Source organism: Undibacterium sp. CY21W, assembly GCF_014284265.1.
Taxonomy (GTDB): domain Bacteria; phylum Pseudomonadota; class Gammaproteobacteria; order Burkholderiales; family Burkholderiaceae_D; genus Undibacterium; species Undibacterium aquatile.
The window spans coordinates 274,071-301,066 of the sequence record NZ_JACOGE010000003.1 but is presented as its reverse complement, the minus strand read 5'-3'; the positions used below and the strand labels follow the sequence as shown (position 1 = coordinate 301,066).

Below are 26,996 nucleotides of genomic sequence, written 5' to 3'. Positions count from 1 at the left end.
TCACGGTCTCCTTATACCGGGCGACGTGGTGCTTCGACCGTTGCTGGTTTTTGTGATTTTACAACCTGCATCGCTGTCGCGATTAATCCACTCATATCACCCAGATTCGCTGGCACGATAATCGAATTATTCGTCTTCGCCAGATTACCGAATGCGCCCACATATTGCTCTGCCACTTTCAGATTCACGGCATCAGAGCCACCCGGTTCCTGTATCGCGGCAGCCGTTTTACGGATCGCTTCCGCGCTCGCTTCGGCAATCGCCAGAATCGCCGCCGCCTGACCTTGTGCACGGTTAATGGATGCCTGCATCTCACCTTCAGACTTCGCAATCGATGCTTCACGTTCACCAGTGGCGATATTGATCTGCTCTTGTTTGCGGCCTTCAGAAGCTGCGATCAATGCACGTTTTTCACGTTCAGCGGTAATTTGCGCCTGCATCGCATGCAAAATTTCTTTTGGCGGCGTCAGATCTTTGATTTCATAACGCAATACTTTCACGCCCCAGTTTGCGGCAGACTCATCAATCGCGCTGACGATCGTGGTATTGATGTGGTCACGTTCTTCAAAGGTTTTATCGAGCTCCATCTTACCGATCACCGAGCGCAAAGTGGTTTGCGCTAACTGAGTAATGGCCGCGATGTAATTCGAGGAACCATACGAAGCACGCATCGCATCTGTAATCTGGAAATACAGAATGCCATCGACCTGCAACTGTGTGTTGTCTTTCGTAATACATACTTGCGGCGGTACATCCAGTGGGATTTCCTTGAGTATGTGTTTGTACGCGATGCGATCTATGAACGGCACAACGATATTCAAACCCGGCCCCAGTGTGCTGTGATATTTACCTAAACGCTCAACGACCCAGGCGTGCTGCTGAGGCACAACATTAATTGTTTTGATCACAAACACAATTGCCAGCACTAACAGCACCAGAGCTACGCTACCTATTTCCATATAGTCACCTTAATTTTATTGAAAATTTACTCAAAAATGTCTGCGTTTCTTGTCCTGCTTACGAGGGTTTGACAATCAGACGACTGCCCTGCACTTCATCAATCACATAGATCCCCGGATAACCGGCAGAGTGCTGTAATTCGACATCCCACATCGCGCCACGATACATCGCACGTGCAATGTATTTACCATTTCCCTGATCCTGCCAGTCCTGCACCTGCAATGTCTGACCGATATCCATATTCACGTTCGGATCGTGCGCAACACTCTTATTTCCTTTCCAGCCGTATTTGCTGTTGTGTAATGCCAGTGTCGCCAGGCTGCCTACCAGCGCAGCGATTATCATCTGCGATGACGTCGACAGTGTGAAAACAGCAGCAATTGCACCTGCTGCCAGCCCCATAGAAATCATCAGCAAATAAAAAGTGCCGGTGAATAATTCAAGTATGACGACCAGTCCGGCAATGACCGCCCACATCATCCATGCATTCATTTTTTGTTATCTCCTTGTTGTTCGTTGGTGATTGCTGTCTTGTTAAGGTATTGCATTGTGATTTAATACAATAAAAGAAACATCGGTAATATATATGATAATTTACCCATAAAAAAAAGCCCTTGCGACCAGTTGGTAGCGAGGGCTTTTTTACGGAATGTGTTGATGTAATTGATTTTATTTTTATTTCGTTTTCAATGATTCAGAGTTTAACCATTCGCAAAAAAATAACAATAAATTTATTAACTATGTGCGCACGAAACAACGGAATAAAAATGAAAAAACGCGAGAGAACATTACTGTCCATCTCGCGTTTCAACAACTAAAATCAGAAAAAATTACTTACTGACTGCTGCCAGTTTTTGCCAGGTATCCACCACGGAATCAGGATTCAGAGAAATTGATTCTATGCCTTCTTTCATCAGCCATTCAGCAAAATCCGGATGATCAGATGGGCCTTGGCCGCAAATACCGACGTACTTATTCAGCTTACGGCAGGCAGCAATCGCTTTGGAAAGTAAAGCGCGGACTGCAGGATCTCGTTCATCGAAATCTGCTGCCAGCAACTCAAGACCAGAGTCGCGATCAAGACCCAACGTAAGTTGAGTCAGATCATTCGAACCGATAGAGAAACCGTCAAAGAATTCGAGGAATTCTTCTGCCAGAATCGCATTGGAAGGAACCTCGCACATCATGATCAGGCGCAAGCCATTTTCACCGCGTTTCAAGCCATTTTTCGCCAGTAAATTCACGACTTTCTCTGCTTGGCCCAGTGTCCGTACGAATGGCACCATGATTTCAACGTTGGTTAAACCCATGTCATTACGTACGCGCTTCATTGCCTGACATTCCATCTCAAACGACTCATGGAAATCGGAGGCAAGGTAACGTGCAGCACCACGGAAACCCAACATTGGATTTTCTTCATCCGGCTCATAGCGTGAACCACCAATCAGCTTTTTGTACTCATTGGATTTGAAATCAGATAAGCGAACGATGACTTTCTTAGGCCAGAATGCGGCAGCAATCGTCGCTACGCCTTCGGCTAATTTATCAACGTAAAAAGCTCTTGGCGATGCATGACCGCGTGCTACAGATTCAACCGCTTTTTTCAGATCAGCGTCAATGTTCGGATATTCCAGAATCGCTTTTGGATGAACACCGATATTATTGTTGATGATGAATTCCAGACGCGCCAGACCAACGCCATCATTTGGCACCGATTGGAAATCAAACGCCAGTTGTGGGTTACCAACGTTGAGCATGATTTTCAACGGCAATTTGGGCAGGTCGCCACGCAACTCTTCCGTTACCTCGGTTTCCAGCAAACCATCATAGATCTTACCTTCATCGCCTTCTGCGCAAGATACGGTGACCAATGTTCCATCTTTCAGAACATCCGTCGCATGACCGCAACCAACCACCGCAGGTACGCCAAGTTCGCGCGCAATAATCGCCGCATGGCAGGTACGGCCACCACGGTTAGTCACAATCGCGGAAGCACGTTTCATGACTGGTTCCCAGTTAGGGTCCGTCATATCTGCGACCAGAACATCACCTGGTTGTACACGTTCCATTTCAGATGGATCATGAATCACGCGTACGCGACCCGCGCCGATTTTCTGACCAATCGCACGGCCAGACGTCAGTACAGTACCAGTACCTTTGAGTTTGAAACGTTGTTGTGCGTCGGTGGCACTTTGCTGAGATTTCACAGTTTCAGGACGCGCTTGCAGAATATACAGCTTACCGTCACGACCATCTTTGCCCCATTCGATATCCATAGGACGACCGTAATGTTTCTCGATGATCACCGCATACTTCGCCAGTTCAACGACTTCAGTATCGTTCAACGAGTAACGATTGCGCAATTCGACAGGAACATCCACAGTCTTGACCGAGCGGCCTGCTTTTGCTTCGCCGGTAAATTCCATTTTGATCAGTTTGGAACCGATATTACGACGGATCACCGGCAATTTACCTTGCTCCAACATCGGTTTGTGCACATAGAATTCATCCGGATTCACGGCACCCTGCACCACCGTTTCGCCCAAGCCATAGCTGGAGGTGATGAATACAACATCTTCAAAACCAGATTCGGTATCGATCGTAAACATCACGCCAGCTGCGCCGAGATCAGAACGAACCATACGTTGCACACCGGCCGACAAGGCAACCTCAGCATGAGTGAAGCCTTTGTGAACACGGTAGGAAATGGCACGGTCATTGTACAGAGAAGCAAAAACGTGTTTCATCGCTTCCAGCACGTTTTCGATACCAACCACATTCAGGAAAGTTTCTTGCTGGCCGGCAAAAGATGCATCTGGCAAATCTTCCGCAGTAGCGGAAGAGCGTACTGCAAACGACATTTCTGCCGTCGAATCTGCAACCAGCCGGTTGTAAAATTCTTCAATCTCTTTTTGCAAACGTGGCTGAAAAGGTGTTTCCGTAATCCATTGACGAATTTCGGCACCAGCTTTTGCCAGTTCTTTGACATCATCAATATCCAGATGCTCAAGACGGTCAGCGATACGTTGCGCAAGCGAAAGACCGCCATCAACTGAATAGGATAAAAAATCGCGAAACGCTTGTGCTGTGGTCGCAAAACCACCCGGAACACGAACACCAGCGGAAGCCAGCTGGCTGATCATTTCGCCTAAAGATGCATTTTTTCCGCCGACGGATTCAACATCCGTCATGCGTAAATGCTCAAACGAAGCGACATAAGTCGCTTCGGTATTTGCTGCGTTGGACATAACAACCTCTTTTGATGGTAAGAAATCTTTGCTAAGTACTGCTTCGTCGCTGACCAGATTTTTGTTATTCTTGGGGCTAGCGACTTTTCATATCCTGTTAACGCATTTTACATTGTGTCTCGCAAAATTGAGCTATGTGGCAAAAGAAATTGCCTACTTTTTTGTTGGATCGATATGCCACAATTTCACCTAAACTTTCAAGATCGCCCCTATGCCTGATTTCTCCAACCCGAATTTGCCACCAGCAAACCGTACTGTCTATTTCATTTCCGACGGAACAGGAATTACTGCTGAAGCATTCGGGCATTCAGTTTTAACCCAGTTTGACCTCAAATTTCGTCAGATTCGCCTGCCATTTGTCGATAGTGTCGATAAAGCACATGACGCAGTGCGCCGAATCAATGATGCGTTTGCCCTTGACGGCAACAGACCCATCGTATTTTCTACACTGGTCAAAAAGGAACTCGCTACCATCGTATTTAAATCCAAAGGCTTGCATATGGATTTAATTCAAACCTTTGTTTCGCCTTTGGAACAAGAATTAGGGGTGAAATCCACGCACACGATAGGCCGTAGCCATAACATCACAGACTCAGAAGAGTACAAAAATCGCATAGAAGCGATTAACTTTTCACTAACACATGACGATGGGCAATCGCATAAAAATCTGGCCGCCGCTGATGTCATTCTGGTTGGCGTGTCACGTTCAGGAAAAACGCCGACCAGTTTGTATCTGGCGATGCAGTATGGGATCAAGGCCGCAAATTACCCACTGATTCCCGATGATTTCGAACGTGGGAAAATGCCAAGTGCGCTACCAGAATTTCGTCATAAATTGTTCGGACTCAGCATCACACCCGAACGACTCTCAGAGATTCGCAATGAACGCCGGCCAGGAAGTAAATATGCGTCGATAGAAAATTGTCGCTATGAAGTGAATGAAGCCGAAGCAATGATGAAGCGTGAAGGCATACGCTGGTTGTCTTCGACAACTAAATCCATTGAGGAAATATCGACGACTATTTTGCAAGAAATTAAAGGAGATACTAAATTGTATTAATGATAGGCGGCTGCATTGCCGCACTGTCAGATCAGATGTCTGAAAAAATCCCGGCAAGCAGCCGGGATTTTTATTTCATTGGAAAGATTGTTGACGTACTTGCTCAAAAAAACAGATTGCTGCACTTGCAGCGACATTCAACGACTCAATTGCCGCTTGCTGAGGGATAGTGACGGTCATGTCTGCCAATGCCATCAGGCTATCGGAAACCCCTTGCCCTTCATGTCCGAATAACCAAATAAGCGGTTGTGCGAGGTCCGCCTGGTAAATCGTGGTTTTTGTATGTGAACTCGTGGAAAGTACAGGAATACTGGCATTCTTCAAAACAACTTCGAGGTCAATATTTTCAAAAATATTGAGTAAAAAATGGGCTCCCATACCTGCCCGCATGACTTTCGGAGACCATGCGAATACGGTACCGGAACTACAAAAAACATTTTTAATTCCGGCTGCAGCCGCACTTCGTAAAATCGACCCCAGATTTCCTGGATCTTGCAAACCATCAAGAGCAACCGAGTTTTCCAAAATATTTTCAGGCAACACAGGGCTAGGTGTATTAACGAGAAACATAATACCCACACCATGTTCGACCTGGCTGATGGCCTGATACAAATTGGCCGGTAAGCTAATGCACTGAATATGCTGTGACTCGCACAATTCCAGTAATTTACTCACTTCCGGATCATTTAACACGGCATCAGAGACTATGCATAGCTCCGGGGCACCGAGATGCTGCTGGTAGGCTTCGCACAGATGTACTCCATCGAGCAAGGTACGCCCGGCTTTACGTCTGACCTGCGAGCTGGTCGCTAGTAATTTCAATTCTTTGTACAAAGAATTTTCGCGCGAAGTAATTTGTTTCATTTCAATAAAGCCTTAACAGGCGCATAGGATTTGCGGTGAATTGGTGCGACGCCGTGTTCACGTAATCGTTCAAGGTGTAACGCTGTCGGATAACCTTTATGCTGATCCAGCGCATATTGAGGATAAGTAAGATGAAGCTGGTACAGAGCGTGATCGCGTGCTGTTTTTGCGAGAATAGATGCAGCAGAAATTGCCGCCACCTTGTCGTCTCCCTTAACTATAGCCTCAGATCTGACTGACATTACCGGGCAACGGTTACCATCAATTAACGCAAGTGTCGGTGTGATCGCCAAGCTCTCAACCGCGCGGCGCATGGCAAGCATGGTTGCCTGCAAAATATTCAACTCATCAATTTCCTGCTCTGAGCATTCAGCCACTGACCATGCAAGAGCATACTTCTTGATTTCCTCAGCCAGCACATCCCGTCGCGCTTCGCTGAGTTTTTTGGAGTCACGCAAGCCGTCAATCGGATGGTCGGGATCGAGAATGACCGCAGCCGCCATAACCGGGCCAGCCAATGGCCCCCGCCCTGCCTCGTCGACGCCACATATCAACTCACCGTCGTAGGCAAACAAATCTAAACTTTCTTGCATATCAAGCCTGAAAAAATGCCTTTAAAGCATTCTGATCTAAAAAATAATGGCAAATTTCTTCCGGTGGATGACCGGGCTTTTTGCCAATCAACACCGGTACAAGTTCATCATACAAATGAACCAGCTCTGCATCGGTATCAACATCAATAACTTCAACAGAAAACTGACAGTCTGCTGTGTAAGCTCGCAATTGCTCCAGCATGTCATCACAAAGATGGCAGTAACTCCGCGAGTACAGTGTGAAAGCGATCATAAATAAAGCGACATAAATAAAGTAGCGCATTATAAGTCCACAGCACTCTCAAGCATAAAAACACGAGCAATATTTATAAAAAAAGCTGCCCATTTTTAGGAGCAGCTTTTTTATATGCCGGATTTAGCAGGCTGAATTTATTTGGCTTGCGGTTTAATCGGAATAAATTGAGAGATATTTTCACGACGAACCAGAACAACCGCTGTTTTTTTACTATCCAGTTTTGCAACCATGCTGGTGAATTGCTTCGCATCTTTCACATCAACATTATTTAAGGTCAGGATAATATCGCCTTGCAGCAAGCCAGCTGCAGCGGCTGCGCCATCAGCAGACTCAATCACAACACCCCCTGCTGGCAATTCTTTTTTCTGTGCATCGCTCAAATCACCAACGGCAAGTCCGAGGAAATTAGTTTGCTCTTTTTTCGCTTTTTTCTCGGATTTCTGAGCAACTTTGTCCTGCTCCATTTCGGCAACAGTAATCGTCATTTCACGAATAGCGCCTTTTCTCCAGACGGTCATCGTTGCTTTCGAGCCCGGTTTCGTCGCACCGACAATCCGTGGCAGATCAGTTGATTTTTCAACCGATTGTCCATTGAACTTAAGGATCACATCACCGTCCTGCAACCCGGCTTTTTCTGCCGGAGTACCAGCTTCAATTCTGACAACGAGTGCGCCCTGCGCCTTTTGCAAGCCAATGGAATCGGCCACATCTTTAGAGACTTCGCCAATCTGCACACCAATACGGCCTCGCGTTACCTTGCCAGTGCCTTTCAATTGATCAGCAACACGCATTGCTTCATCAATCGGAATCGCAAACGAGATGCCCATATAACCGCCGGAACGACTGTAAATCTGTGAATTGATACCGACAACCTCGCCGCGCATATTAATCAACGGGCCGCCTGAATTTCCGGGATTCACCGCAACATCGGTCTGAATTAATGGCAGATAGTCGCCAGTATCACGCGCCTTGGCAGAAATAATTCCCGCAGTCACGGTATTGTCCAGATCAAATGGCGAGCCAATCGCAATCACCCATTCGCCGGCCTTGATTTTATCTGAATCACCTATCGTCAATTTCGGTAATTTCGTGCCTTCAATTTTTAATACTGCGACGTCTGTGCGTTTATCACTGCCAATGACTTTCGCTTTGAATTCACGCTTATCTGTTAGTTTAACGTAGACATCTGTCGCACCATCAATCACGTGTGCATTGGTCAGCACATAACCGTCCTGTGAAATGATGAAACCTGAGCCAACGCCACGAGGAACCTCCTCTTCTTGTTGCGGCGCCTGTTTGCGTCCTTTCGGCACCGGAGCCTGCTTAGGAATCGGCATTCCGAAGAAGCGGCGGAAGAATTCCTGCATCTGCTCGTCTTCCATTCCGTTCATCCCCTGAGCCTGTTGCATTTTTTCAGTCGTACGGATGTTGACAACGGCTGGTCCGGTCTTTTCGACTAACTCAGTAAAATCAGGCAAACCTGTGACTGCGGACGCTGCCTGGGCGACAGGTATAGCATTCACCGCTAAGGGCGCCACAAAACCCACGCAAGCACTGATCGCTATAGTGGAAATCAATTTTTCTAAAGGAAAAAGTTTTTTTGTTTTCATGGGGTCACTCACTTACTTAGATTGTTACTTGGTTTTAAACTCAATTGAGTTCATCACTTGCTGAATCGCTGTTACAGGAACTTCACCAACGACAGTCAGCCAATAAGCCCCTTGTCGTTTTCCCATAATAGTCATTGCGCCTTGCTGCAAACTACCTTCAGTACGGCTTTCACTATCGGGCTCTATAAACACGGAAATAGCGGCCAGACCATCAGAAAATATCATTTGTATGACCTGGTGCGAGGCGCCGGATTTACCCCCTGCCGATGCCGGAGGCGCTGGGATCACCCGCTTCATTTCCTTGGTTTTACGAAACCCGGCTGGCAGTGATCTGACTATCCAGCCGGAGTTGATATTGGATTGCACCGTTAAGTTTTCAATATGCCAGCGCGAGATATTTTGAAAACTGGGTTTCAATTTATTTTTATCAATATCGTTCAGCTTCAACTCTGTAAAAGCAATCTGCTCGATGACGTCATTCTTTGCATTCACTGTCTGTGCACGTAAGAGCAATCCGGATTGTTTTTCCGCACAAAGACGATAGCCGTAACGATAAGCATCTTTCGGCTGCAACAAATAGGTCTGACATGTGAGTCCGGCAACACGATTCAGGTCGGCTTTTTTTATGGTGTAATTGTCTGGCAGTGACGATGCATTCTGAGTCAGTAAGGCGGGAAAAACTTCTTGCGTCACATTTTTTTCGATCTGTATCGTTTTACTTTCAGGAAGATAGCAAGATACCTCGTCACCTTTGCGAATATATTCACGCGGTTTGCCATCCAGAATTTCAAGTTTCTCCAACTCGCCATGCTGATCTACAAAATGCGTGATTTTAGAAGTTCTGATCTGACTGGCTTGCTGATAAACAAACGTACCCGAATAATTCAGATTTTGTGCTGATGTCTGAATTCTCTTTAATACTTCCTGCGCTGCCTTCTGATCATCTGCCGCATAAACTGAGCGACCGATAACGCACAAACCCATCAGCAGAACTGGCCATCGGAAACGATAAAACAACATAATCCTTACTTCTCCGCTGGGCCAGAAACTGCATTCGCCCGGGTAACATACTGCGTACCAGCACTAATTGCCGGGGAAAATTTTTGATGAGCAATCAGATAGCTATCAATTCTGGGATCGCGCAGCATTTCGACTGGTGCAGTCTGACGCTCATTTACCTGTTTAGAGGATTCCACTGCCGGCTCAACTTGTGCAAGCTCCTTCGTCGACAAATCAGGCGTCACCGGCGCTGACGCCAGTTGCAGTTTGTTTGCTGATTTTGGTGAGACAATTTCAGATACCTGTACGGTCTGCACCTGATTTTGATTTAACTGCAGCAACTGCGGCACAAATACGAACGCAAACAAAGCAGCGACTGCAGCAGTTGCAACGGACAGATATGAGCGAAGATATTGCGGCTTATCCGACTCTTTCGACTCATTCTTCACGTGCATCTTTGGCATCAAAATAGCTGGTTCGCTGGCAAAGCGTGCTGCAAAACGCTGATTAAAATCTGCGCTTAAAGGCGTGGCAAGATCGTCTGAGCGCAACACATCACCTATGTGATGATAGAGCCCCCAAACATCTTTGCTTTCAGTCGAATCCATATCTGTAAGTATGGCATCCAGCGTGACATCGTCTATCTCGCCATCAAGCAACGCTGATATGTTTTCGTTTTTCCTGGTTTCGGTCATCATATTTCTACAAAAATCATGCCTGTTCAATTCATTATCTGACATCAACTACCAACGCTGATCCAGATTCGTTCCTAAAATCGGTCTCAATCGTTCCGCAATCGCCTCGCGGGCACGAAATATTCTGCTGCGTACAGTACCAATCGGGCACAACATGACGTCGGCAATTTCATCGTAACTCAAGCCCTCAATCTCTCTTAGAGTGATTGCATTCCTTAACTCTTCAGGCAAAGAAGACATCGCTGCATTGACAGTCTCCGCAATCTGCTTACTTGCCAATAAAGATTCAGGCGTATTGATATCCCTTAGTCCATCTGCATCAACAAAAGTTTCAGCCTCATCGACATCAGCATCGGTTGATGTCGGCGCCCTGCGTCCCTGTGTGACCAGATAGTTTTTTGCAGTGTTGATGCCTATCCGGTAAAGCCACGTATAAAAAGCTGAATCACCACGAAAATTAGGTAAAGCCCGATAGGCTTTTATAAATGCCTCCTGCACCACATCCTCTGCCTCAGCCTGATCATAGATGAGACGAGACACGAGCCGCATTAGTTTCCGTTGGTATTTGGAAACCAGAAGCTCAAATGCCTTTTTATCTCCACGCTGCACGCGCTCAACCAATATCTGGTCTATCTCGCGCTCTGTCGTCACTCAATCATCCCGTTTTTGATTAATCTTATTTTTAGTTTAATGTGCACAACTGCATTCAGCATCAATGTCTGCAAGTATGAGTGGGTATCCGGGTTAAAAGTTCCCTGCCCCCTTCGTATTCGTTGCGGCCACTTTATCGTGATGTATCAGTATCCATAACAGAGTCACCCGCAATCGATGAAACGCTGTCAGGCTAACTGAATCTGGCAGGATAAGAATACGGTGAATTTTTCCATCATCGGAAGCAAAACGTAAAGCCATCACATACTGCCAAATGACGCTACTGCGATGCAACTTAACTGCCGTCGATGAACCAATCTGCCCTGTCATCTGAAGAAAAATATCACCACTCTTAAACACACTAAGATCATAGACCGGCCTTCTTGAACTCATCATCAGCGACAGAATACTCACGATTGCAAAACCAGCTACCGCGATTAAAAATGAAATAGATGGTAATTGTCTATTTAATAGGAATAAACACCAGCCTATGTTTGCGAGTACAACCATCAGGCAGAGCAGATAGTGCAGCAGCCTCGATGGTTTAATGGTGACCCGAACGGATATCGTCATATAAACAAAAAGGCACTTCATTTCAAAGAAACAAAGTGCCTTTTTCTAATGTACTGATGAATTATATTTTTGCGAAAATCAAAGTTCCGTTTGTACCGCCAAAACCAAACGAATTCTTCATCGCATAGTCAATTTTCATGTCTCTGGCTACGTTTGCACAATAGTCGAGATCACACTCAGGATCTTGATTAAAAATATTAATTGTCGGTGGTGACACCTGATTATGCAGTGCCAATACCGTAAATACAGATTCTATCCCGCCTGCACCACCGAGCAAATGCCCCGTCATGGATTTAGTGGAATTCACCGTCAATTTATATGCATGGTCCGCAAATGTTGCCTTAATCGCGTCAGTCTCATTCTTATCACCCAACGGCGTCGACGTTCCATGTGCATTCAGATAATCAATCTGATCAGCATTAATACCCGCATTTTTCATTGCGTTAATCATACTGCGACGTGGACCATCCATGCTAGGCGAAGTAATGTGATATGCGTCACCACTCATACCGAAGCCGATCACTTCAGCATAAATTTTTGCACCACGCGCTTTCGCATGTTCATATTCTTCCAGCATCATGACGCCAGCACCTTCGCCAAGTACAAAGCCATCACGGTCTTTGTCCCAAGGACGAGAGGCAGTCGCCGGATCATCATTACGGGAAGAAAGCGCCCGGGCTGACGCAAAGCCCCCCAAACCTAACGGAGAAATCGTTGACTCTGCACCACCGGCGATCATCGCGTCTGCATCACCGTATTCAATCATGCGTGCAGCCTGACCTATACAATGCAGGCCGGTCGTGCATGCTGTAACTATCGCCAGATTTGGCCCTTTCAAGCCATATTTGATCGATAAATTACCCGAAATCATGTTGATGATAGACGCTGGCACGAAAAATGGGCTAATGCGGCGTGGACCACGTTCAATCAAGGTTTCTTTCGTTGCTTCGATCAGCGGCAAGCCACCGATACCGGAACCGACGATAACACCGATGCGCTCGGCATTCTCTTCGGTAACAACCATTCCACTGTCCTGAAACGCCTGCATCCCCGCGGCAATGCCGAAATGGATGAAAGTGTCCATGTTACGAGCTTCTTTTGCCGGAATGTAATCCTCGACATTGAAGTCCTTCACTTCTCCAGCGAAATGCGTGGAAAAGGGAGTTGCATCAAATTTGGTAATCGTAGCGATACCAGATTTGCCAGCTTTTGCAGCATCCCACGCGGTAGCAATTGAATTGCCAATGGGCGAGATACATCCAAGTCCGGTTACAACGACACGACGTTTAAGCGTACGACTCAAGCGCTTCTCCTGGATTTAAAAACGTGGTAACCGAATTACGCCTTAACGTGTGCAGTAGCGTAATCAATCGCTTGTTGCACAGTTGTGATTTTTTCAGCTTGTTCGTCAGGGATTTCCATTTCGAATTCGTCTTCGAGTGCCATCACCAGTTCAACGGTATCAAGGGAATCAGCACCCAGATCATCAACGAAAGAGGATTCAATTTTGATGTCAGCTTCAGCGACGCCCAGTTGTTCAGCGACGATTTTCTTAACGCGTTGTTCGATATCGGACATGTGTATCTCCAGTGAAAAAATCAAAAATAAGGGCTTACAGAAAGTGCGCGCATTTTAGCAGGTTTGTACGCAAAAAAAGCAAGCCTGACGATTTTAGCAATAACTCCTGTTATTTTCGCAGAAATTACCACCAACTATCGTTAAATAAATTATGCCAGGTACATCCCACCATTAACATGAAGGGTCGTACCGGTAATATAACCTGCATCTGGCGACGCCAAAAAGACCGTTGCTGCCGCAATATCTTCTGGACGGCCAAGTTTCGCCATCGGGATTTGCACCAAAATTGCCGCCTTTTGCTCATCCGTCAGCGCCTTTGTCATATCCGTATCGATAAATCCGGGAGCAATACAGTTAACTGTAATGTTGCGGCTACCGATCTCACGCGCCAATGCACGACTCATGCCAGCCACACCTGCCTTAGCCGCAGCATAGTTCATTTGCCCCGGATTACCGGATGAACCAACCACAGACGTGATATTGATGATGCGGCCATGTTTTGCCTTCATCATGCCGCGCAATACTGCACGGGATAAACGGGCCACTGAATTCAGATTGGTGGTGATGACGTTATCCCAATCCTCTTCTTTCATGCGCATTGCCAGCTGATCCTGAGTAATTCCCGCATTATTAACGAGAATTGACAGACTGCCGTATTCCTTCTGGATTTCATCCACCAATGACGTACAGCGCTCAACATCATTCACGTTGAATGCAACGCCCTTGCCTGCACCAGGGGCAACATCGGCAAGATAGGCAGAAATCGCCTCAGCACCTGCTTCAGTCGTTGCAGTACCGATCACCTTTGCACCAGCCTGTGCCAATGCAATAGCAATTGCCTTACCAATACCGCGCGATGCGCCGGTCACTAAAGCGACTTGATTTTCTAATTGTCGGGTCATTTTAAAGATTCCAATACTTTTTCCAGAGTTACCTGATCGTAAATTGCTTCACCGATCAGTTCTGCATTAATACGCTTAGTCAAACCAGCCAATACCTTGCCAGGACCGCATTCAATAACGTTGCGTATACCACTTGCATGTACCGCCTGAATGGTTTCAACCCAACGAACCGGACTCGCCGCCTGACGAACCAAAGCATCTTTGATCAGCGCAGGATCTGTCACGATCGCGACGTCAACGTTATTAATCAATGGAATCGCTGGTGCCGAAAACGCGATCCCAGCCATATATTCACGCAGCTTGTCAGATGCCGGTTTGAGCAAGGACGAGTGAAATGGTGCGGAAACTGGCAGCGTCAGAGCGCGCTTGGCGCCTTTTGCTTTGGCAATTTCGCAGGCGCGCTCAACAGCCGCCTTACTACCTGCAATCACCACTTGCGCAGGCGCATTGAAATTGACGGCTTCAACAACCTCACCCTCGGCCGCTTCGTTACACGCAGCAATGACATCCTCATCGCTCAAGCCAAGAATTGCCGCCATCCCGCCTTGACCAACAGGCACGGCATCCTGCATTGCCTGCGCACGAAAGCGTACCAGAGGAACCGCATCTTTAAACGCAATCACTCCGGCAGCCACTAATGCGGAATATTCACCGAGGCTATGGCCCGCCACCAATTTAGGTGCAGCACCACCAGCGGCAATCCATGCGCGGTAACAGGCAACCGCTGCAGTTAACATCACCGGCTGTGTGTTCGTCGTTAAATCGAGCGCTTCCTTCGGCCCTTCGGAAATCAGTTTTCCCAGATCAAGCTGCAAGGCATCAGATGCCTCAGCGATCGTTTGCTGAACCACAGGATTATCAGCAAAGCCATTCAGCATGCCGATCGCTTGCGAACCCTGCCCGGGAAATACAAATGCAAATTGGGTCATATTATCTATGTCTCTCTTTGGTTATGTTGATTACTACATCTGCACAATGGCGGCACCCCAGGTAAATCCGCCACCAACGCCTTCTAACAATATTTTATGACCGGGCTGCACCCTGCCATCGCGCACAGCCTGATCCAGTGCCAGAGGAATTGACGCCGCCGACGTATTGCCATGCTGATCAACCGTCACGACCAACTTCTCTAAAGGCAAACGCATTTTCTTTGCGGTACTGTGCATGATGCGCAGATTTGCCTGATGAGGAATCAGCCAGTCAATATCCTCCGCGTTCAAGCCAGCCTGCGCCAATGCCTCATTCGCCACTTTTTCCAACACAGATACCGCCAGTTTAAAGACTGCCTGACCATCCATCTGCAAATAACCACTTCCTGCAATGGCGCCATCCTGTACAGTACCTGGCACAGACAAGATGTCTGCGTATCCGCCATCGGCATGCAACTTGGTCGCCAGCACCCCGGGCTCATTCGACGCACTCATTACCACCGCACCGGCGCCATCTCCAAACAACACGCAAGTGGTGCGATCATCAAAATTCAGAATACGGGAAAACACTTCAGCACCGATCACCAGTACATTTTTATGCGCGCCGGATTTAATCATGCTGTCAGCGATAGACATGCCGTACATGAAGCCGCTGCAAACGGCCTGCACATCCATCGCAGGCGCACCATTGGTCAAGCCCAATTTATTCTGCACCACGCAGGCTGTACTCGGAAATCCACCAATAAAATCCGGAGTGGACGTCGCCAGAATAATCAAATCAATGTCATCAGGCGTCAGCTTCGCTGCTTCCAGCGCTTTTTTCGCGGCCTCGACACCCATATCGCTGGACTTCTCTCCTTCGTCCGCATAATGGCGCGATGAAATGCCACTGCGAGAGACAATCCACTCGTCGGAGGTTTCTATCCCTTTTTTTGCCAACTGATCAGCCAACTCCTGGTTACTGACTTTTTTTGCTGGCAGATAGCTGCCAGTACCTATGATTTTGCTAAAAATTGTCATGCGCTTATTTTGCCATCAGGTCATTATTATCTTCAGGCGAAGCCAGGTCTGCCACTGGCATGAGTTTCGCCATCGAATTAGAAATACGAGTCAGGACATCATTTTTTGCCGCATCAAATGCGCGCTGTATTGCCCACTCATAGCTATATTTATCTGCACTGCCGTGGCTTTTAAAAACCAGACCGCGCAAACCAAGTAAACAACCGCCATTGTAGTTGGAAGGGTTCATCGTCTGCGAAATCGACTTTAAAGCACCGCGCGCAATCAGCGCACCCAACATATTCAATGGATTACTCTTAAATGCGCCAGTCAGGGTCGTCTTTACAAAACGCCCCATGCCCTCGGCTGCTTTCAAGGTCACGTTACCGACGAAACCGTCGCACACCACGATGTCGGTGGTGCCTTTAAATATATCATTACCCTCAACGTTGCCATAAAAATTCAACAACCCACGTTCGTGATCAGCCCGCAGCAACTGCGCGGTTTTTTTAACGACATCGTTACCCTTAATATCCTCTTCACCGACGTTTAGCAGACCAATACTCGGTCTTTCCTTGCCTTCCAGCGCCGATACCAGCGCCGACCCCATAATCGCAAACTGATGCAAATGCAAAGGTTCACAATCAACGTTCGCACCGAGATCCAGCATGTAAGTTGGCAGATTTTTTTGATTTGGCAGCATGCCGCTGATCGCAGGGCGATCCACACTTTGCATGGTCTTCAGGACGTAACGCGATACCGCCATCAAAGCACCTGTGTTGCCAGCTGAGACGCAGGCTTGCGCATGTCCATCTTTTACCTGAGTGACGGCAACGCGCATCGAAGAATCTTTTTTCCGGCGCAGTGCAATCTCGATAGGATCGTCCATTTCCACCACTTCGGTAGCGTGGATTATTTTCATGCGTGGATGATGTTCGGCATGATTCTTTTTAAGTTCAGCCTGGATAACGGATTCAAGCCCGACCAGCAGAAATTCAACATCAGGCTCGCGATGAGCGAAAGCAACCGCCGCCGCCACTGTAACTGACGGGCCGTGATCGCCACCCATGCAGTCTATGGAAATTTTTATTGTCATGTAGTGTTACTAAACTTCGATCCGAAACGACTAGTGTACCAAACGGAGAGGCAATTTCCGTCAATTCCATTTCCACACAGAAATGAAAAAAGAAAAAACAGAGAAAATCAGTCTGGATCCAGAAACGTGTTTATAAAATCAGGGCACAGACAAATCTGAACACCAGAATTCGGGAAAAACAGGCATAAAAAAAGCGGCGCCAAGTACGAGACTCGTCACGCCGCTTCCTTTAACAAGAACAGAGATTACTCGTCGTTCTTAGTTTTCAATACTTTACGACCACGGTAAAAGCCGTTAGGGCTGATGTGGTGACGCAGATGTGTCTCACCAGTTGTTGGCTCGATACCTAACTGTGGTGCAGTCAGGAAATCGTGGGAACGGTGCATGCCACGCTTGGATGGGGACTTTTTATTTTGCTGAACTGCCATGATAACTCCTAATACTTCAAAAAATGTTTCTAAAAATTTACACACCTGGCTAAAGAATGCGCACATCGCAATGCGAACATCGCCAACCAAGAATCCCTAACAATACTTCGACCTGAGTGTTTTTTCAGAATAATGCCACTAGGTACGCCCATTAATTTTCTTCAACACAGCAAAAGGTGATTCTTTTTTACTGACTTCTGCTTCAATCGCTGCAGTAGTATTTGCTGAAGCCAACGATACATCCGGGCATACTGCATGTTTGGGCGATTGGGGTATTGCGAGCAGCGCTTCATCTTCGATCAAATCATTGACATCAAATGCTTTGCTGCCTACTACAACATCGACCTCGTCATCATCAAGCAATGCGTCAATTTCATCGGCATTTTCTTCGTTTTTGGCGAGTATCAATACAGATTCAGAGTCAATTTCATATGCAAATGGTGTCAGGCAGCGCTGGCACATCAGATTCACGCTACCAGTCACACTCAACACCAGCCGTGGATGACCCAGTGCATCTTTACCGCCAGACAAAGACCAGTTCAATGCACCATCGGTGTTTGCACTCTCGCCTGAAAGCCGGGGTAAATCTGCGACTAAAATGCTTCCCGAACGCTGCTCTTCGAGCCGACAATACGCGAAAGCGTCAATCACAAAAGCTTGCATAGGATTATTTGAACCCAGAAAACCTGCGATAATAACAGCACTCGGCCTTGTTAGTCAAAGGCTTACAGGCATTTTTTAAGCCAAAACGACTTACACCGGCTCTTACACCTGCTATTTCCCGCTGAATTCCCTGAATATGATCAAGCACCAGTCTGACTCACCGCACTCACAGCACAACGCAAGCCTGATGAATCCACGCCTGATTCTTGCCTCCAGCTCGGTCTATCGCCGCGAATTATTATCCCGGCTGCAAATCCCATTCGATTCACTGGTGCCGGATATCGATGAAACCGCGCACCATGGCGAAACACCGGACGCCACCGCCTTACGGCTGGCGCAACAAAAAGCGGAAGCCATCGCCGGACAGTTAGCATCGTCTGCTGCAGATCCCGCAGAAAATGCGCTCATTATCGGTTCAGACCAGGTCGCGACACTGAATGATATCCACATCGGCAAACCCGGCGATCATGCCAGCGCATTAAAGCAATTGCAACTCATGCGCGGCAAAGAAGTCATTTTCCATACCGCATTATGCCTGTTGGATACCCGCCCCGGCGCGCAACCCGCCGTGCAATTGCGCGACGTGCAAACCATCGTCCGCTTCCGCGATTTGCCGGATGCAGAACTCGATGCCTATCTGCGCATAGAGCAGCCCTACGATTGCGCGGGCAGCGCGAAAAACGAGGCGCTCGGCATCAGCATTCTGGCGTCAATACAAAGCGACGACCCGACCGCATTAACCGGATTACCGTTGATTGCGCTGACCGACATGCTGCGCAACGCTGGCGTTCAGTTTTATCGCTGATAAATCGCTGACGACTCAGAAAAATGCTCTGTTTTTAGCAAAATTGGGGGAGTATCTGCCTTTTTCGCCTTATTGTCAGCGTAAAACAAGGGCGTAAAAATATACCCCCCCCAGTATTTATAAGCACAAATATGACGTCAGTAAGTATATTTCAGTAAAGTACGGCGACGGCAGAACGCTACAAACAAGAACCATATCGTTGCTGCGACAGTTTTGTGTTGGCATAAAAAAATCATATCAATTTATTTTCAGCTTTATTTTTTAGCTCTATTAAAAGACTTCCCCATGACAGGCACACTATTCCTCATTCCTAACACGCTGGGCTACAACGAAGGGCAACAAGACGGTTTGCTGGCGAAAATCATTCCCGATACCGTGCAATCCATGTCCGCGCAACTCAGTTATTTCGTTGCAGAGAATGCAAAAACCACCCGCGCCTATCTGAAATTTCTCGGTCAGCATCATCCCTTAAAGCTGGCGATGCAGGATATTCAGATCAGCGAACTCAACGTCAATACCCCGGCGCAGGCGCTCGAAGGCTTGCTGCAACCGCTGCTGCAAGGACATGATGTCGGTCTGATTTCTGAGGCTGGCGTTCCCGCCGTCGCTGATCCCGGTGCCAATCTGGTACGGCTGGCGCACCAGCGCAATATCACGGTCAGGCCGCTGGTCGGGCCGTCATCCCTGCTGCTGGCTCTGATGGGTAGCGGCTTGAATGGTCAGAGTTTTGCCTTTCACGGCTACCTGCCTACCGATGCCGCATTACGCGCAAAACGCATCAAAGAACTGGAAGACCGTTCGCGCAAAGAAAAGCAAACGCAATTGCTGATAGAAACGCCGTATCGCAATGCCGCCATGCTGGAAGCCCTGGCAAACCAGTGTCAGGTACAGAGCCTGATTTGCGTCGCCACCGATCTGACATTGCCAACCGAATCCATACAGACGCGCACCGCAGCAGAATGGAAGAAGCGACTTTCCGCTGGTCAAGCCCCTGATTTCCATAAAAAACCAACCGTATTCCTGTTCCTCGCCAGCTAATTGCGAACGACCGATCTATTTTTTGAATTTACGCTAAGATAAGACTTTCTCAAGGAGACGCCCATGTTGAATTTCGATTTCTACAATCCGACTCACATCCTGTTCGGTAAAGGCCGCATTGCCGACATCCATCAAGCCATTCCGGCAGATGCCAAAGTATTGCTGCTGTATGGCGGCGGCAGCATCAAGCAAAACGGTGTGTTCGATCAGGTCATCGCCGCACTCGGCAATCTCAGCGTAACCGAATTCGCAGGCATCGAGCCCAACCCAAGTTATGAAACGCTGATGAAAGCAGTCGACATCATCAAGCAAGGCAATATTGACTTTCTGCTGGCGGTCGGCGGCGGCTCGGTCATTGATGGCACTAAATTCATCGCAGCCGCAGCGCTGTTTGAAGGCGGCGACCCGTGGGCGATTATGGAAAAACACGGTCGCAACGTGACCAAAGCCCTGCCCTTCGGCAGCATCCTGACCTTACCCGCAACTGGCTCAGAAATGAATGATGGCGGCGTCGTCACGCGTCAATCAATCAAAGCCAAACTCGCCTTCAGCAGCCGCCATTGCTTCCCGAAATTTTCGGTACTCGACCCGACCACCACCTACACTCTGCCACCGCGCCAGATCGGCAATGGTGCTGTTGATGCGTTCGTCCATGTGATGGAACAGTACATGACCTATCCGGTCAATTCACCAGTGCAAGATCGCTTCGCCGAAGGTCTGCTCAAAACCCTGATCGAAGAAGGCCCGAAAGCCCTCGCCAATCCAGAGGATTACGATGTACGCGCCAATCTGATGTGGTGCGCCACGATGGCATTGAATGGTCTGATTTCTACCGGCGTACCGCAAGACTGGGCGACCCACATGATCGGTCATGAACTGACTGCCCTGCATGGCATCGATCACGCACAAACACTCGCTATCGTGTTGCCTAGCATGCTGCGCGTACGCAAAGAAGCCAAACGCGCGAAGCTGCTGCAATTTGCTGAACGCATCTGGGATCTGCGTGAAGGCAGCGAAGACAGCCGCATCGACACCGCCATCAGCCGCATGCAGGATTACTTTGAGCAAATGGGCGTCAAAACCCGCCTCAGCGATTATCACCTCGGTGTGGACGACATTTCACCCGTCATCGCCGCACTGGAAACCCACCGTATGCTCACCATCGGTGAAAAACGCGACGTCACGCTCGACGTCAGCCGTCAGGTGTTGGAATTGAGTTTGTAAGCAACTAAAACAAAAAAGGGGCGACTATCAAAGTCGCCCCTTTTTTTATTTGCAGTTATTTCGCCTTTAATGGATCAGCACGCGCTGCTGTCTCGATGGCCGCTTATCACGAAGCCCCCCCCCATTTAATTCTCGCCTTCGATTTTTTAACGGCTTCGTTTAAGCCACAAACTAAATCTTCATTTTTTCCTCTAGCCATTGCAATGCAATTGACGGAGCATATTGTTCTCGATGTTTCTTCAGATAGCCCAACCAGGTTGAGTTTAGCGAGTGGTGGATAGAGAATTTAGAACTTGGGACGATTGAATGAGTTACCGAATTGTGCGCAAAGTGGTAGTTATTATCATAAAACGTATCAAGCAAATCCTTACTGATACCTTTGAACGAATTTTTAATAACTGGAACGCCAACTCTTTCCCTAAGGTGGTAAACGAAGGCATCCAAAGCAAATAAGTGTCCCGTATTAAAAATCACTCCAGAGGCGTTATAACGGTTGGCTGCTGCCCCAAAAACTGATAGTTCGCGAAGATACTCAGCAACTGTGAACACTTTTACTTGAGCTAATATCTGTGCATCCATCTTTATTTCATTATGAATCGCAAGTGAAATATTTTTAATTTCAGGATCAATAGTAATTACCGCATCGAACAATGGCTCCAACGAATGTCCATTACTTAATCTCTTAATCCCATAATCATGCATCAATAAATAGGCTTTGAGATACTTCTCCAAAGCCTGCGATGCAGACCAAAAGAAGCCTCTGTGGAGATTTTTCTGAGCCAGCAACCTCGCCATTAAATAATCTTCGTCGGCAGGGATGACGAATGAATCATAAATAACATTCACGATATTTTGCTCAATCGATGTCTGTATTTCCTCTGTCAGTTGACGAAAAGGTGAAAACACCTTTTCTACCTTAAATGTATAGACAAAATCGTTAGCGACATCGGAAACATCGTTTGACATACATGATTCCTTAACAAAGAGGTTGATCGTGAACGATGAAACAACAAAAAGTATCTGGCAGTTTTATTTAGTCCCCGCCTTCTGAATATGGCAATGCATCGTCAGAAAACGGATTGCACCGGTGAGGTAGGTATCCCAGTCGTCGAGCAAGTATTGGTTGGCTTCTTCGACGAAATTATGCCAGTCTTCCAGCAAGCCTTCCTGTTTTTCATGCGGCGCGGATTCATTGATCCAGGCGGTCGCCAGCGCATGATCAAAACCTTCGTTGCGGAATTGTTTGATGATGGTTTTTGCGGCTTTTTCTGTCAGTGTGGTTTTCGGCGGAACGCCCGCTGAGATACATAAAAACAGGGTCATCAGCGAATCAACGTCGGTCTTGCCTTTGGTCAGGCGCGTCCATTCTTTCGATACCAGCGCATCGTATTCCGAGGTATCTTCAATTTCATGATCGCCAAGGTAATAACGCTCTTTCAGCGCAAACACCAGTTGTGCCAGTGGCGTTGTTTTGTTTTGCAGTAAGGGTAGATCGTGTTGTTTGATTTCGTCGATGATACGCTGCACCACCGGCAAAAAATGAGGTGGCACTTCTGATAAATCGGCTGATGCCAGCGCTTTATTTCGCTTCGCCGGTGTCATCGCGCGTATCGATTCCAGCAAGGTCGCAAACTGAATCTGATTTTCGATCGTGGCGTCGGGGCCGCCAAACATGTGTGCCAGCAAGGCGGTGCGGACGACGCCCACGGCTTCCACATCTTCATCCTGCAGATAAGATGGCGTCAGCCCCAGCCATTCGCCAAACCAGTATCCAGCCTCGATTTCCAGCGCGTTTAACTGACGGTGTTCAAGCGCATTTCTGTATTCCTGCGGCTTTTCTTTGAGCGACCAGGCGTCCAGAAAATCTTCGACCTTGCCTTTGGTTTCACGACCGAGCAAAGCATATTCCGGCATCGCAAACAAAGCTTTCAACAAGCCGGAGCCGCCACGCGAGAGACTCAGAAAAGTATTGTCGCGTATCAGTTTAGCCGCCAGTTCCAGATCGCCTTTGGATGTCTCGATCAGATACAGGCTGGCCAGGTTGACGATGCGTTTGCGTGCCAATTCGATTTCGGGGCGCAGATATTTACTGCCAAACGCTTCCGCGATCTGCACCATGCCTTTTGGTGCTTCAGCTTCGATCGCCGTAATTTTGCTGCTGGCAATGATGGCTTTTTGCACGCCATAGCGTAATGCAGACTCAAAAAATGGCCGGTTATCAATCAGGGCAATATCGTAAACAGAGGCTGTCATCGTATCTTCACTCGCTTTTTACTCGGTTTTTACTCGCTCTTTACGTCAATTTCCGTAAGCAACTTACCGGAATTAGGGAAACTAACAAAAAATGCAGAACACGGTCGCCGCGCTCTGCATTGATTCAGAATGCCGACAGCAAATTACAAGGCGGATTCTTCGTCATCCTTGTCATCGCCATCATCATTGTTTTTAGGACGTTCATCTTCTTCTGCTTCGCTCTCGCCGCCTTCGAGTTCATCGCTTTGCTGGCTCGCCAGATACGCTTTATAGCGGGCGCGCAGCTTCATCAGCACTTCGCGGAAAATTTCCGGCAATTCGTAACGCAACAGATAGGTAACCTGCATCCAGTCGTGATCTTCCAGATTCGCCATATCGAGCGGCGACGCCAGACTTTCGGTATCACGATCCAGATTCATCAGATCGTCTTCCTGCGCCTGGGTTTTTGCGCCGTCGCCATATTCGTATAAATCGAAAGTCGCATATTTATAAAAATGCTCGACCATCGGTGCACGATCCAGCAGGTAATCAACCAGCGCATCGTAGCCACCTTCGACTTCGGCGATTTCGTACAAAAATTCTGCCGGATCAGCACCTTCGCGGAAGATGACGGAGTTGATCATGCCGCGCAATTGTTCATGCGTCTGATCGCCATAACGGCGTTCCAGCACGACCGCCTGCGCGAATTGTTCAGGCGTCACCAGCAGATTCACCAGCGACTCTTTAGACGCATCGTATTCACGGATGATCGCCAGCAAATCTTTGGCCGGAAAATCATCCAACGCGGCGACCAGCGCTTTGTCGCCTTCGGTTTCAGCGATATTTGCCAGTGCGAATTCCGCGCCGGCGATATCGCCCGCCATGATCAGGTTTTGCGCTTCAATTAATGCAGGTAAGCTCATCTTGTATCCTTAGTCTTTGCGGTCGAAACCTTGCTCAGCCAGCCAGTCTGCGCCTGCTTCGTCAAGATCATAATCGTCACCATCATCGCCATCATCGCGACCGTGGCGACCATAGTTACCATCGAGGTCGCCGTTTTCTTTCAATTCTTCATCAGCGTCGTTGGTTTCTTTATCTTCGTCGTCGGCTTCCAGCGTATTCGTGGCGCTGTGTTTGCGCGCTTGCTGACCACGATTCAGGTATTCGAGCGCTGCTGCAATCACCAGAAATTTTTCACCGCCCGCTTCTTGCAACACAATCTTGCTCAGCGGCTCTGCCCATGGTTCGAGCTTGACGGCAGCGGATAAACTTTTCCACGTTGGCAGTTTGGCTTCTTCGCGGGTTGACAGTGATTCCAGCGCCAGCGGGTTCAAGAATATAAATCCCAGATGAAATGCCGATGCCAGCATTTCCGGATTGGAGTCCATCATCGGCAACAACAAAGGCAATTGCTCGCCTTTTTCACGCAGACGCGCCTTCAGGACATTTTTGCCTTCGGAATCTGATTTCAAATCTTCGATTTCGGCGTTATACACCGCCATCAGATCCTCAAAAAAACGGGACAATTTCACTTCAATACTCCTGATAAATAATGCTTCCAGATGTCTGCCGCTGTTTCCAGCGGCGAATCGAGCAAGTTACGACGACGATTTTCATCGTAAGCAGCACGCGCCGCATCGTCAGACAAAATGTCGTAGGCTTCTTTTACTGCATGAAATTTTTCTGGCGCCAGTTCCGATGTGTTCCGGTCAGGATGGAACTCTGCCGCTTTCTGGCGGAAGGCTTTTTTCACATCCGACAATGACGCATTCGGCGCAATACCGAGAATGACGTAATAATCTTTCATCTGCTTTTCGCTTCCATTTCTCATTCACACTCGCAGAACCATAGCAGCTATTGGCATCAGGCTACACAATTCAGGCAATATGAGCGTTGCATGTGCAGCAGGCGCAACCTGCATGAACAGCGGCTGTGAATCCGCGAAAACATCGCCTGAGTGCCAAAAATGAGATGATTTTGGGGAGTATGCAGCAAAAACAAGCATTTCCCCTATATTAATCAAGGGTGTTTACATATACCCGGGGGAGTATATGTAAGCTGACAGATTGCGTTCTGCACAGTATTGATGCCGACCAACATCAACTGTCACCGGCAACAATTCAGTCGCCTGGATTAATGGTGGTGACCGTGTTCGCCATGGACGTGACCGTGCACGATTTCTTCATCAGTCGCTTCGCGGATATCCAACACTTCAGTGTCGAAGCGTATCGTCATGCCCGCCAGCGGATGATTGCCATCCACCGTCACAAGACCAGCATCAATTTTGGTCACGCGGAATTGCATGGTTTCTTCAGTTTCCGGATCGCGGGTTTCAAACATCATGCCGACTTCGATATCCGGTGGAAATGCGCTGATGTCTTCTTCGCGCACGAATTCAGACTCGATTTCACCAAAGCCATCTTCCGGCGCCAGCACCACAGATACCTTGTCTCCGACCTTTTTACCATCCAGCGCGGCTTCAACGGCAGGCAGAATATTGTCGTAATCACCGTGCAGATAAACAATAGGATCACGGTTCTGATCAATGATGTCACCGTTCGTATTGAACATCGTGTAATTCAGGCTGACAACGGAGTTGGCTTTAATTTGCATGGCGTATATCGTGTAAGTGTGGGTGAAATTTGAACAAGGGCGACGCTGAGAGCGTGCTGCACAGATAGCATCGAAAGCGCGGATTTAAAGACAGGCAAAGAAAATACTACGCCCTTTTGCAATCACAATCAGCATCCCCGACCCGGAACAGGGGCTGTATTGTAGCAGAGACGGCGTTTCTGACTGAAATAGTGCTGAACTGAACGTATGCAAACACCCTGCGATGGCAAAACCGCCGCAATCCGGATGCTGTGCAAATAAAAACGTAAAAGAAACAGCAAGAAAAGTACAAACAGGGTATATTCCGCGCCTTTCATTTCACCCGCATCCGGAACCGCTATGCTCATCATTACGATCAAACAAGGCAAAGAAAAAGCATTGCTGGAGGGGCAACCCTGGATTTACCTTTCTGCGATTGAACGCATAGACGGTAAATTTGGCGAGCGAATCAAATCCGGCGCAACGGCGCTGGTTCGTTCCTCTTCCGGCCAGTTTCTGGCACGCGCAGGATGGAGCCCCAAATCACAGATTCGCGCCCGGATCTGGACGCTCGATGAAAAAGAAGCGGTGGATCACGCCATGATCAAACGCCGGGTTCAGGCGGCGTTAGCGAAATCGCGTGCAATCAAAAGCAAAGCGGGCAGCGCAAAACGGCTGATTAATGCCGAAGCCGATCAGTTGCCGGGCTTACTGGTCGATTTTTACGGCAACAAGCCTGGCTATCTGGTCTGTCAATTTCAGGCGGCGTGTGTGGATGCCTGGAAAGTCACCATCGTCAAAACACTGATCGCTGAAACTGGTTGCCCGAACGTGTATGAATATGCGGATGAACTGGTACGCAAAGGTGAAGGCTTACCGTGGAATTCCGGCGCCCTCGCTGGCGAAGCGCCGCCGGAAGAATACGGGTTTGATTGAGCCCAGCCTGTGTCATTGAGCCTTTGTTGTTGAACGAAGGCGCATAAAAAAACCACGATTTCGTC

At 48.0% G+C, this 26,996-nt stretch carries 30 protein-coding genes; 5 read left to right on the top strand and 25 right to left on the bottom strand.

All coding sequences use genetic code 11. The features are described from left to right. Window positions 1–11: 11 nt before the first annotated feature. From H8K29_RS09385 to ppsA, 3 genes are all read right to left on the bottom strand, one after another. On the bottom strand, window positions 12–959 hold the full coding sequence (locus H8K29_RS09385) for an SPFH domain-containing protein (protein WP_186885366.1): 948 nt from the start codon (window positions 957–959) through the stop codon (window positions 12–14). 58 nt (window positions 960–1,017) lie between these two features. Next, a complete protein-coding gene (locus H8K29_RS09380) occupies window positions 1,018–1,452 on the bottom strand; it encodes an NfeD family protein (protein ID WP_186897369.1) in 435 nt (144 codons plus the stop codon). A 338-nt stretch (window positions 1,453–1,790) separates the two neighbouring features. Beyond that, window positions 1,791–4,208 carry a phosphoenolpyruvate synthase gene (ppsA, locus tag H8K29_RS09375; RefSeq protein WP_186897368.1) on the bottom strand — a complete coding sequence of 806 codons (2,418 nt, stop codon included), beginning with the start codon at window positions 4,206–4,208 and terminating at the stop codon, window positions 1,791–1,793. A gap of 211 nt (window positions 4,209–4,419) precedes the next feature. Here ppsA and H8K29_RS09370 point away from each other — a divergent pair, with 211 nt between their 5' ends. Beyond that, complete coding sequence (locus H8K29_RS09370; protein ID WP_186885369.1) at window positions 4,420–5,268, top strand: pyruvate, water dikinase regulatory protein; 849 nt, start codon at window positions 4,420–4,422, stop codon at window positions 5,266–5,268. A 75-nt stretch (window positions 5,269–5,343) separates the two neighbouring features. Here H8K29_RS09370 and H8K29_RS09365 read toward each other — a convergent pair whose 3' ends face one another. The 16 genes from H8K29_RS09365 to H8K29_RS09290 all read right to left on the bottom strand — a co-directional run bounded on the left by H8K29_RS09365 (window position 5,344) and on the right by H8K29_RS09290 (window position 18,104). After that, a complete protein-coding gene (locus tag H8K29_RS09365; RefSeq protein WP_186897367.1) occupies window positions 5,344–6,132 on the bottom strand; it encodes an RNA methyltransferase in 789 nt (262 codons plus the stop codon). Further along, window positions 6,129–6,725, bottom strand: a complete 597-nt coding sequence (gene rnhB, locus H8K29_RS09360) for a ribonuclease HII (protein WP_186897366.1) — start codon at window positions 6,723–6,725, stop codon at window positions 6,129–6,131. The genes H8K29_RS09365 and rnhB overlap by 4 nt, the downstream gene beginning before the upstream one ends. Before the next feature lies 1 nt (window position 6,726). Continuing rightward, complete coding sequence (locus tag H8K29_RS09355; RefSeq protein ID WP_186897515.1) at window positions 6,727–6,978, bottom strand: glutaredoxin family protein; 252 nt, start codon at window positions 6,976–6,978, stop codon at window positions 6,727–6,729. 137 nt (window positions 6,979–7,115) lie between these two features. Beyond that, window positions 7,116–8,591, bottom strand: coding sequence for a DegQ family serine endoprotease (locus H8K29_RS09350; RefSeq protein WP_186897365.1), 1,476 nt, complete (start codon window positions 8,589–8,591; stop codon window positions 7,116–7,118). A gap of 24 nt (window positions 8,592–8,615) precedes the next feature. Further along, window positions 8,616–9,611, bottom strand: a complete 996-nt coding sequence (locus H8K29_RS09345; RefSeq protein ID WP_255423319.1) for a MucB/RseB C-terminal domain-containing protein — start codon at window positions 9,609–9,611, stop codon at window positions 8,616–8,618. A gap of 5 nt (window positions 9,612–9,616) precedes the next feature. Then, window positions 9,617–10,285 (bottom strand): sigma-E factor negative regulatory protein, encoded by a 669-nt coding sequence (locus tag H8K29_RS09340; RefSeq protein ID WP_186897364.1) that lies wholly within the window; start codon window positions 10,283–10,285, stop codon window positions 9,617–9,619. 48 nt (window positions 10,286–10,333) lie between these two features. Continuing rightward, complete coding sequence (rpoE, locus tag H8K29_RS09335; RefSeq protein ID WP_186885374.1) at window positions 10,334–10,936, bottom strand: RNA polymerase sigma factor RpoE; 603 nt, start codon at window positions 10,934–10,936, stop codon at window positions 10,334–10,336. Between the two features lie 93 nt (window positions 10,937–11,029). Then, a complete protein-coding gene (locus H8K29_RS09330) occupies window positions 11,030–11,509 on the bottom strand; it encodes a protein YgfX (protein WP_186897363.1) in 480 nt (159 codons plus the stop codon). A gap of 61 nt (window positions 11,510–11,570) precedes the next feature. Continuing rightward, window positions 11,571–12,812 (bottom strand): beta-ketoacyl-ACP synthase II, encoded by a 1,242-nt coding sequence (gene fabF / locus H8K29_RS09325; protein ID WP_186885376.1) that lies wholly within the window; start codon window positions 12,810–12,812, stop codon window positions 11,571–11,573. A gap of 35 nt (window positions 12,813–12,847) precedes the next feature. After that, a complete protein-coding gene (acpP, locus tag H8K29_RS09320) occupies window positions 12,848–13,087 on the bottom strand; it encodes an acyl carrier protein (protein WP_008449912.1) in 240 nt (79 codons plus the stop codon). Between the two features lie 149 nt (window positions 13,088–13,236). Continuing rightward, a complete protein-coding gene (gene fabG / locus H8K29_RS09315) occupies window positions 13,237–13,989 on the bottom strand; it encodes a 3-oxoacyl-ACP reductase FabG (protein WP_186885377.1) in 753 nt (250 codons plus the stop codon). Beyond that, on the bottom strand, window positions 13,986–14,918 hold the full coding sequence (fabD, locus tag H8K29_RS09310; RefSeq protein ID WP_186897362.1) for an ACP S-malonyltransferase: 933 nt from the start codon (window positions 14,916–14,918) through the stop codon (window positions 13,986–13,988). Before fabD ends, fabG begins: the two co-directional genes overlap by 4 nt. A 33-nt stretch (window positions 14,919–14,951) precedes the next feature. Then, complete coding sequence (locus H8K29_RS09305; RefSeq protein WP_222611446.1) at window positions 14,952–15,938, bottom strand: beta-ketoacyl-ACP synthase III; 987 nt, start codon at window positions 15,936–15,938, stop codon at window positions 14,952–14,954. Between the two features lie 4 nt (window positions 15,939–15,942). Next, window positions 15,943–17,013 (bottom strand): phosphate acyltransferase PlsX, encoded by a 1,071-nt coding sequence (gene plsX / locus H8K29_RS09300; protein WP_186885379.1) that lies wholly within the window; start codon window positions 17,011–17,013, stop codon window positions 15,943–15,945. A 245-nt stretch (window positions 17,014–17,258) separates the two neighbouring features. Further along, entirely contained in the window at window positions 17,259–17,441 is a 183-nt protein-coding gene (rpmF, locus tag H8K29_RS09295) for a 50S ribosomal protein L32 (RefSeq protein WP_162018712.1), read from the bottom strand. 138 nt (window positions 17,442–17,579) lie between these two features. After that, window positions 17,580–18,104: a DUF177 domain-containing protein gene (locus H8K29_RS09290; RefSeq protein WP_186885380.1), complete on the bottom strand. Its 525-nt coding sequence runs from the start codon at window positions 18,102–18,104 to the stop codon at window positions 17,580–17,582. A 187-nt stretch (window positions 18,105–18,291) separates the two neighbouring features. On the opposite strand from H8K29_RS09290, the gene H8K29_RS09285 reads away from it, so the two are divergent. From H8K29_RS09285 to H8K29_RS09275, 3 genes are all read left to right on the top strand, one after another. After that, window positions 18,292–18,909, top strand: coding sequence for a Maf family nucleotide pyrophosphatase (locus H8K29_RS09285; protein WP_255423318.1), 618 nt, complete (start codon window positions 18,292–18,294; stop codon window positions 18,907–18,909). Between the two features lie 285 nt (window positions 18,910–19,194). Further along, window positions 19,195–19,947, top strand: coding sequence for an SAM-dependent methyltransferase (locus H8K29_RS09280; RefSeq protein WP_186897360.1), 753 nt, complete (start codon window positions 19,195–19,197; stop codon window positions 19,945–19,947). A gap of 63 nt (window positions 19,948–20,010) precedes the next feature. After that, the gene (locus H8K29_RS09275; protein WP_186897359.1) at window positions 20,011–21,171 is read left to right on the top strand and encodes an iron-containing alcohol dehydrogenase; all 1,161 of its coding nucleotides are present in this window, start codon (window positions 20,011–20,013) and stop codon (window positions 21,169–21,171) included. Between the two features lie 171 nt (window positions 21,172–21,342). Here H8K29_RS09275 and H8K29_RS09270 read toward each other — a convergent pair whose 3' ends face one another. The 6 genes from H8K29_RS09270 to H8K29_RS09245 all read right to left on the bottom strand — a co-directional run bounded on the left by H8K29_RS09270 (window position 21,343) and on the right by H8K29_RS09245 (window position 26,016). Continuing rightward, window positions 21,343–22,137 carry a HEPN domain-containing protein gene (locus tag H8K29_RS09270; protein WP_186897358.1) on the bottom strand — a complete coding sequence of 265 codons (795 nt, stop codon included), beginning with the start codon at window positions 22,135–22,137 and terminating at the stop codon, window positions 21,343–21,345. 63 nt (window positions 22,138–22,200) lie between these two features. Further along, complete coding sequence (locus tag H8K29_RS09265; RefSeq protein WP_186897357.1) at window positions 22,201–23,424, bottom strand: hypothetical protein; 1,224 nt, start codon at window positions 23,422–23,424, stop codon at window positions 22,201–22,203. A 143-nt stretch (window positions 23,425–23,567) separates the two neighbouring features. Then, window positions 23,568–24,326, bottom strand: a complete 759-nt coding sequence (locus H8K29_RS09260; protein WP_186897356.1) for a hypothetical protein — start codon at window positions 24,324–24,326, stop codon at window positions 23,568–23,570. 9 nt (window positions 24,327–24,335) lie between these two features. After that, on the bottom strand, window positions 24,336–24,935 hold the full coding sequence (locus H8K29_RS09255) for a hypothetical protein (protein WP_186897355.1): 600 nt from the start codon (window positions 24,933–24,935) through the stop codon (window positions 24,336–24,338). After that, window positions 24,932–25,210 (bottom strand): DnaJ domain-containing protein, encoded by a 279-nt coding sequence (locus tag H8K29_RS09250; RefSeq protein WP_186897354.1) that lies wholly within the window; start codon window positions 25,208–25,210, stop codon window positions 24,932–24,934. Before H8K29_RS09250 ends, H8K29_RS09255 begins: the two co-directional genes overlap by 4 nt. Before the next feature lie 326 nt (window positions 25,211–25,536). Beyond that, window positions 25,537–26,016, bottom strand: a complete 480-nt coding sequence (locus H8K29_RS09245; protein ID WP_186897353.1) for a peptidylprolyl isomerase — start codon at window positions 26,014–26,016, stop codon at window positions 25,537–25,539. 339 nt (window positions 26,017–26,355) lie between these two features. Here H8K29_RS09245 and H8K29_RS09240 point away from each other — a divergent pair, with 339 nt between their 5' ends. Further along, complete coding sequence (locus H8K29_RS09240) at window positions 26,356–26,931, top strand: SAM-dependent methyltransferase (RefSeq protein ID WP_186897352.1); 576 nt, start codon at window positions 26,356–26,358, stop codon at window positions 26,929–26,931. The last annotated feature ends 65 nt before the right edge of the window (window positions 26,932–26,996 follow it).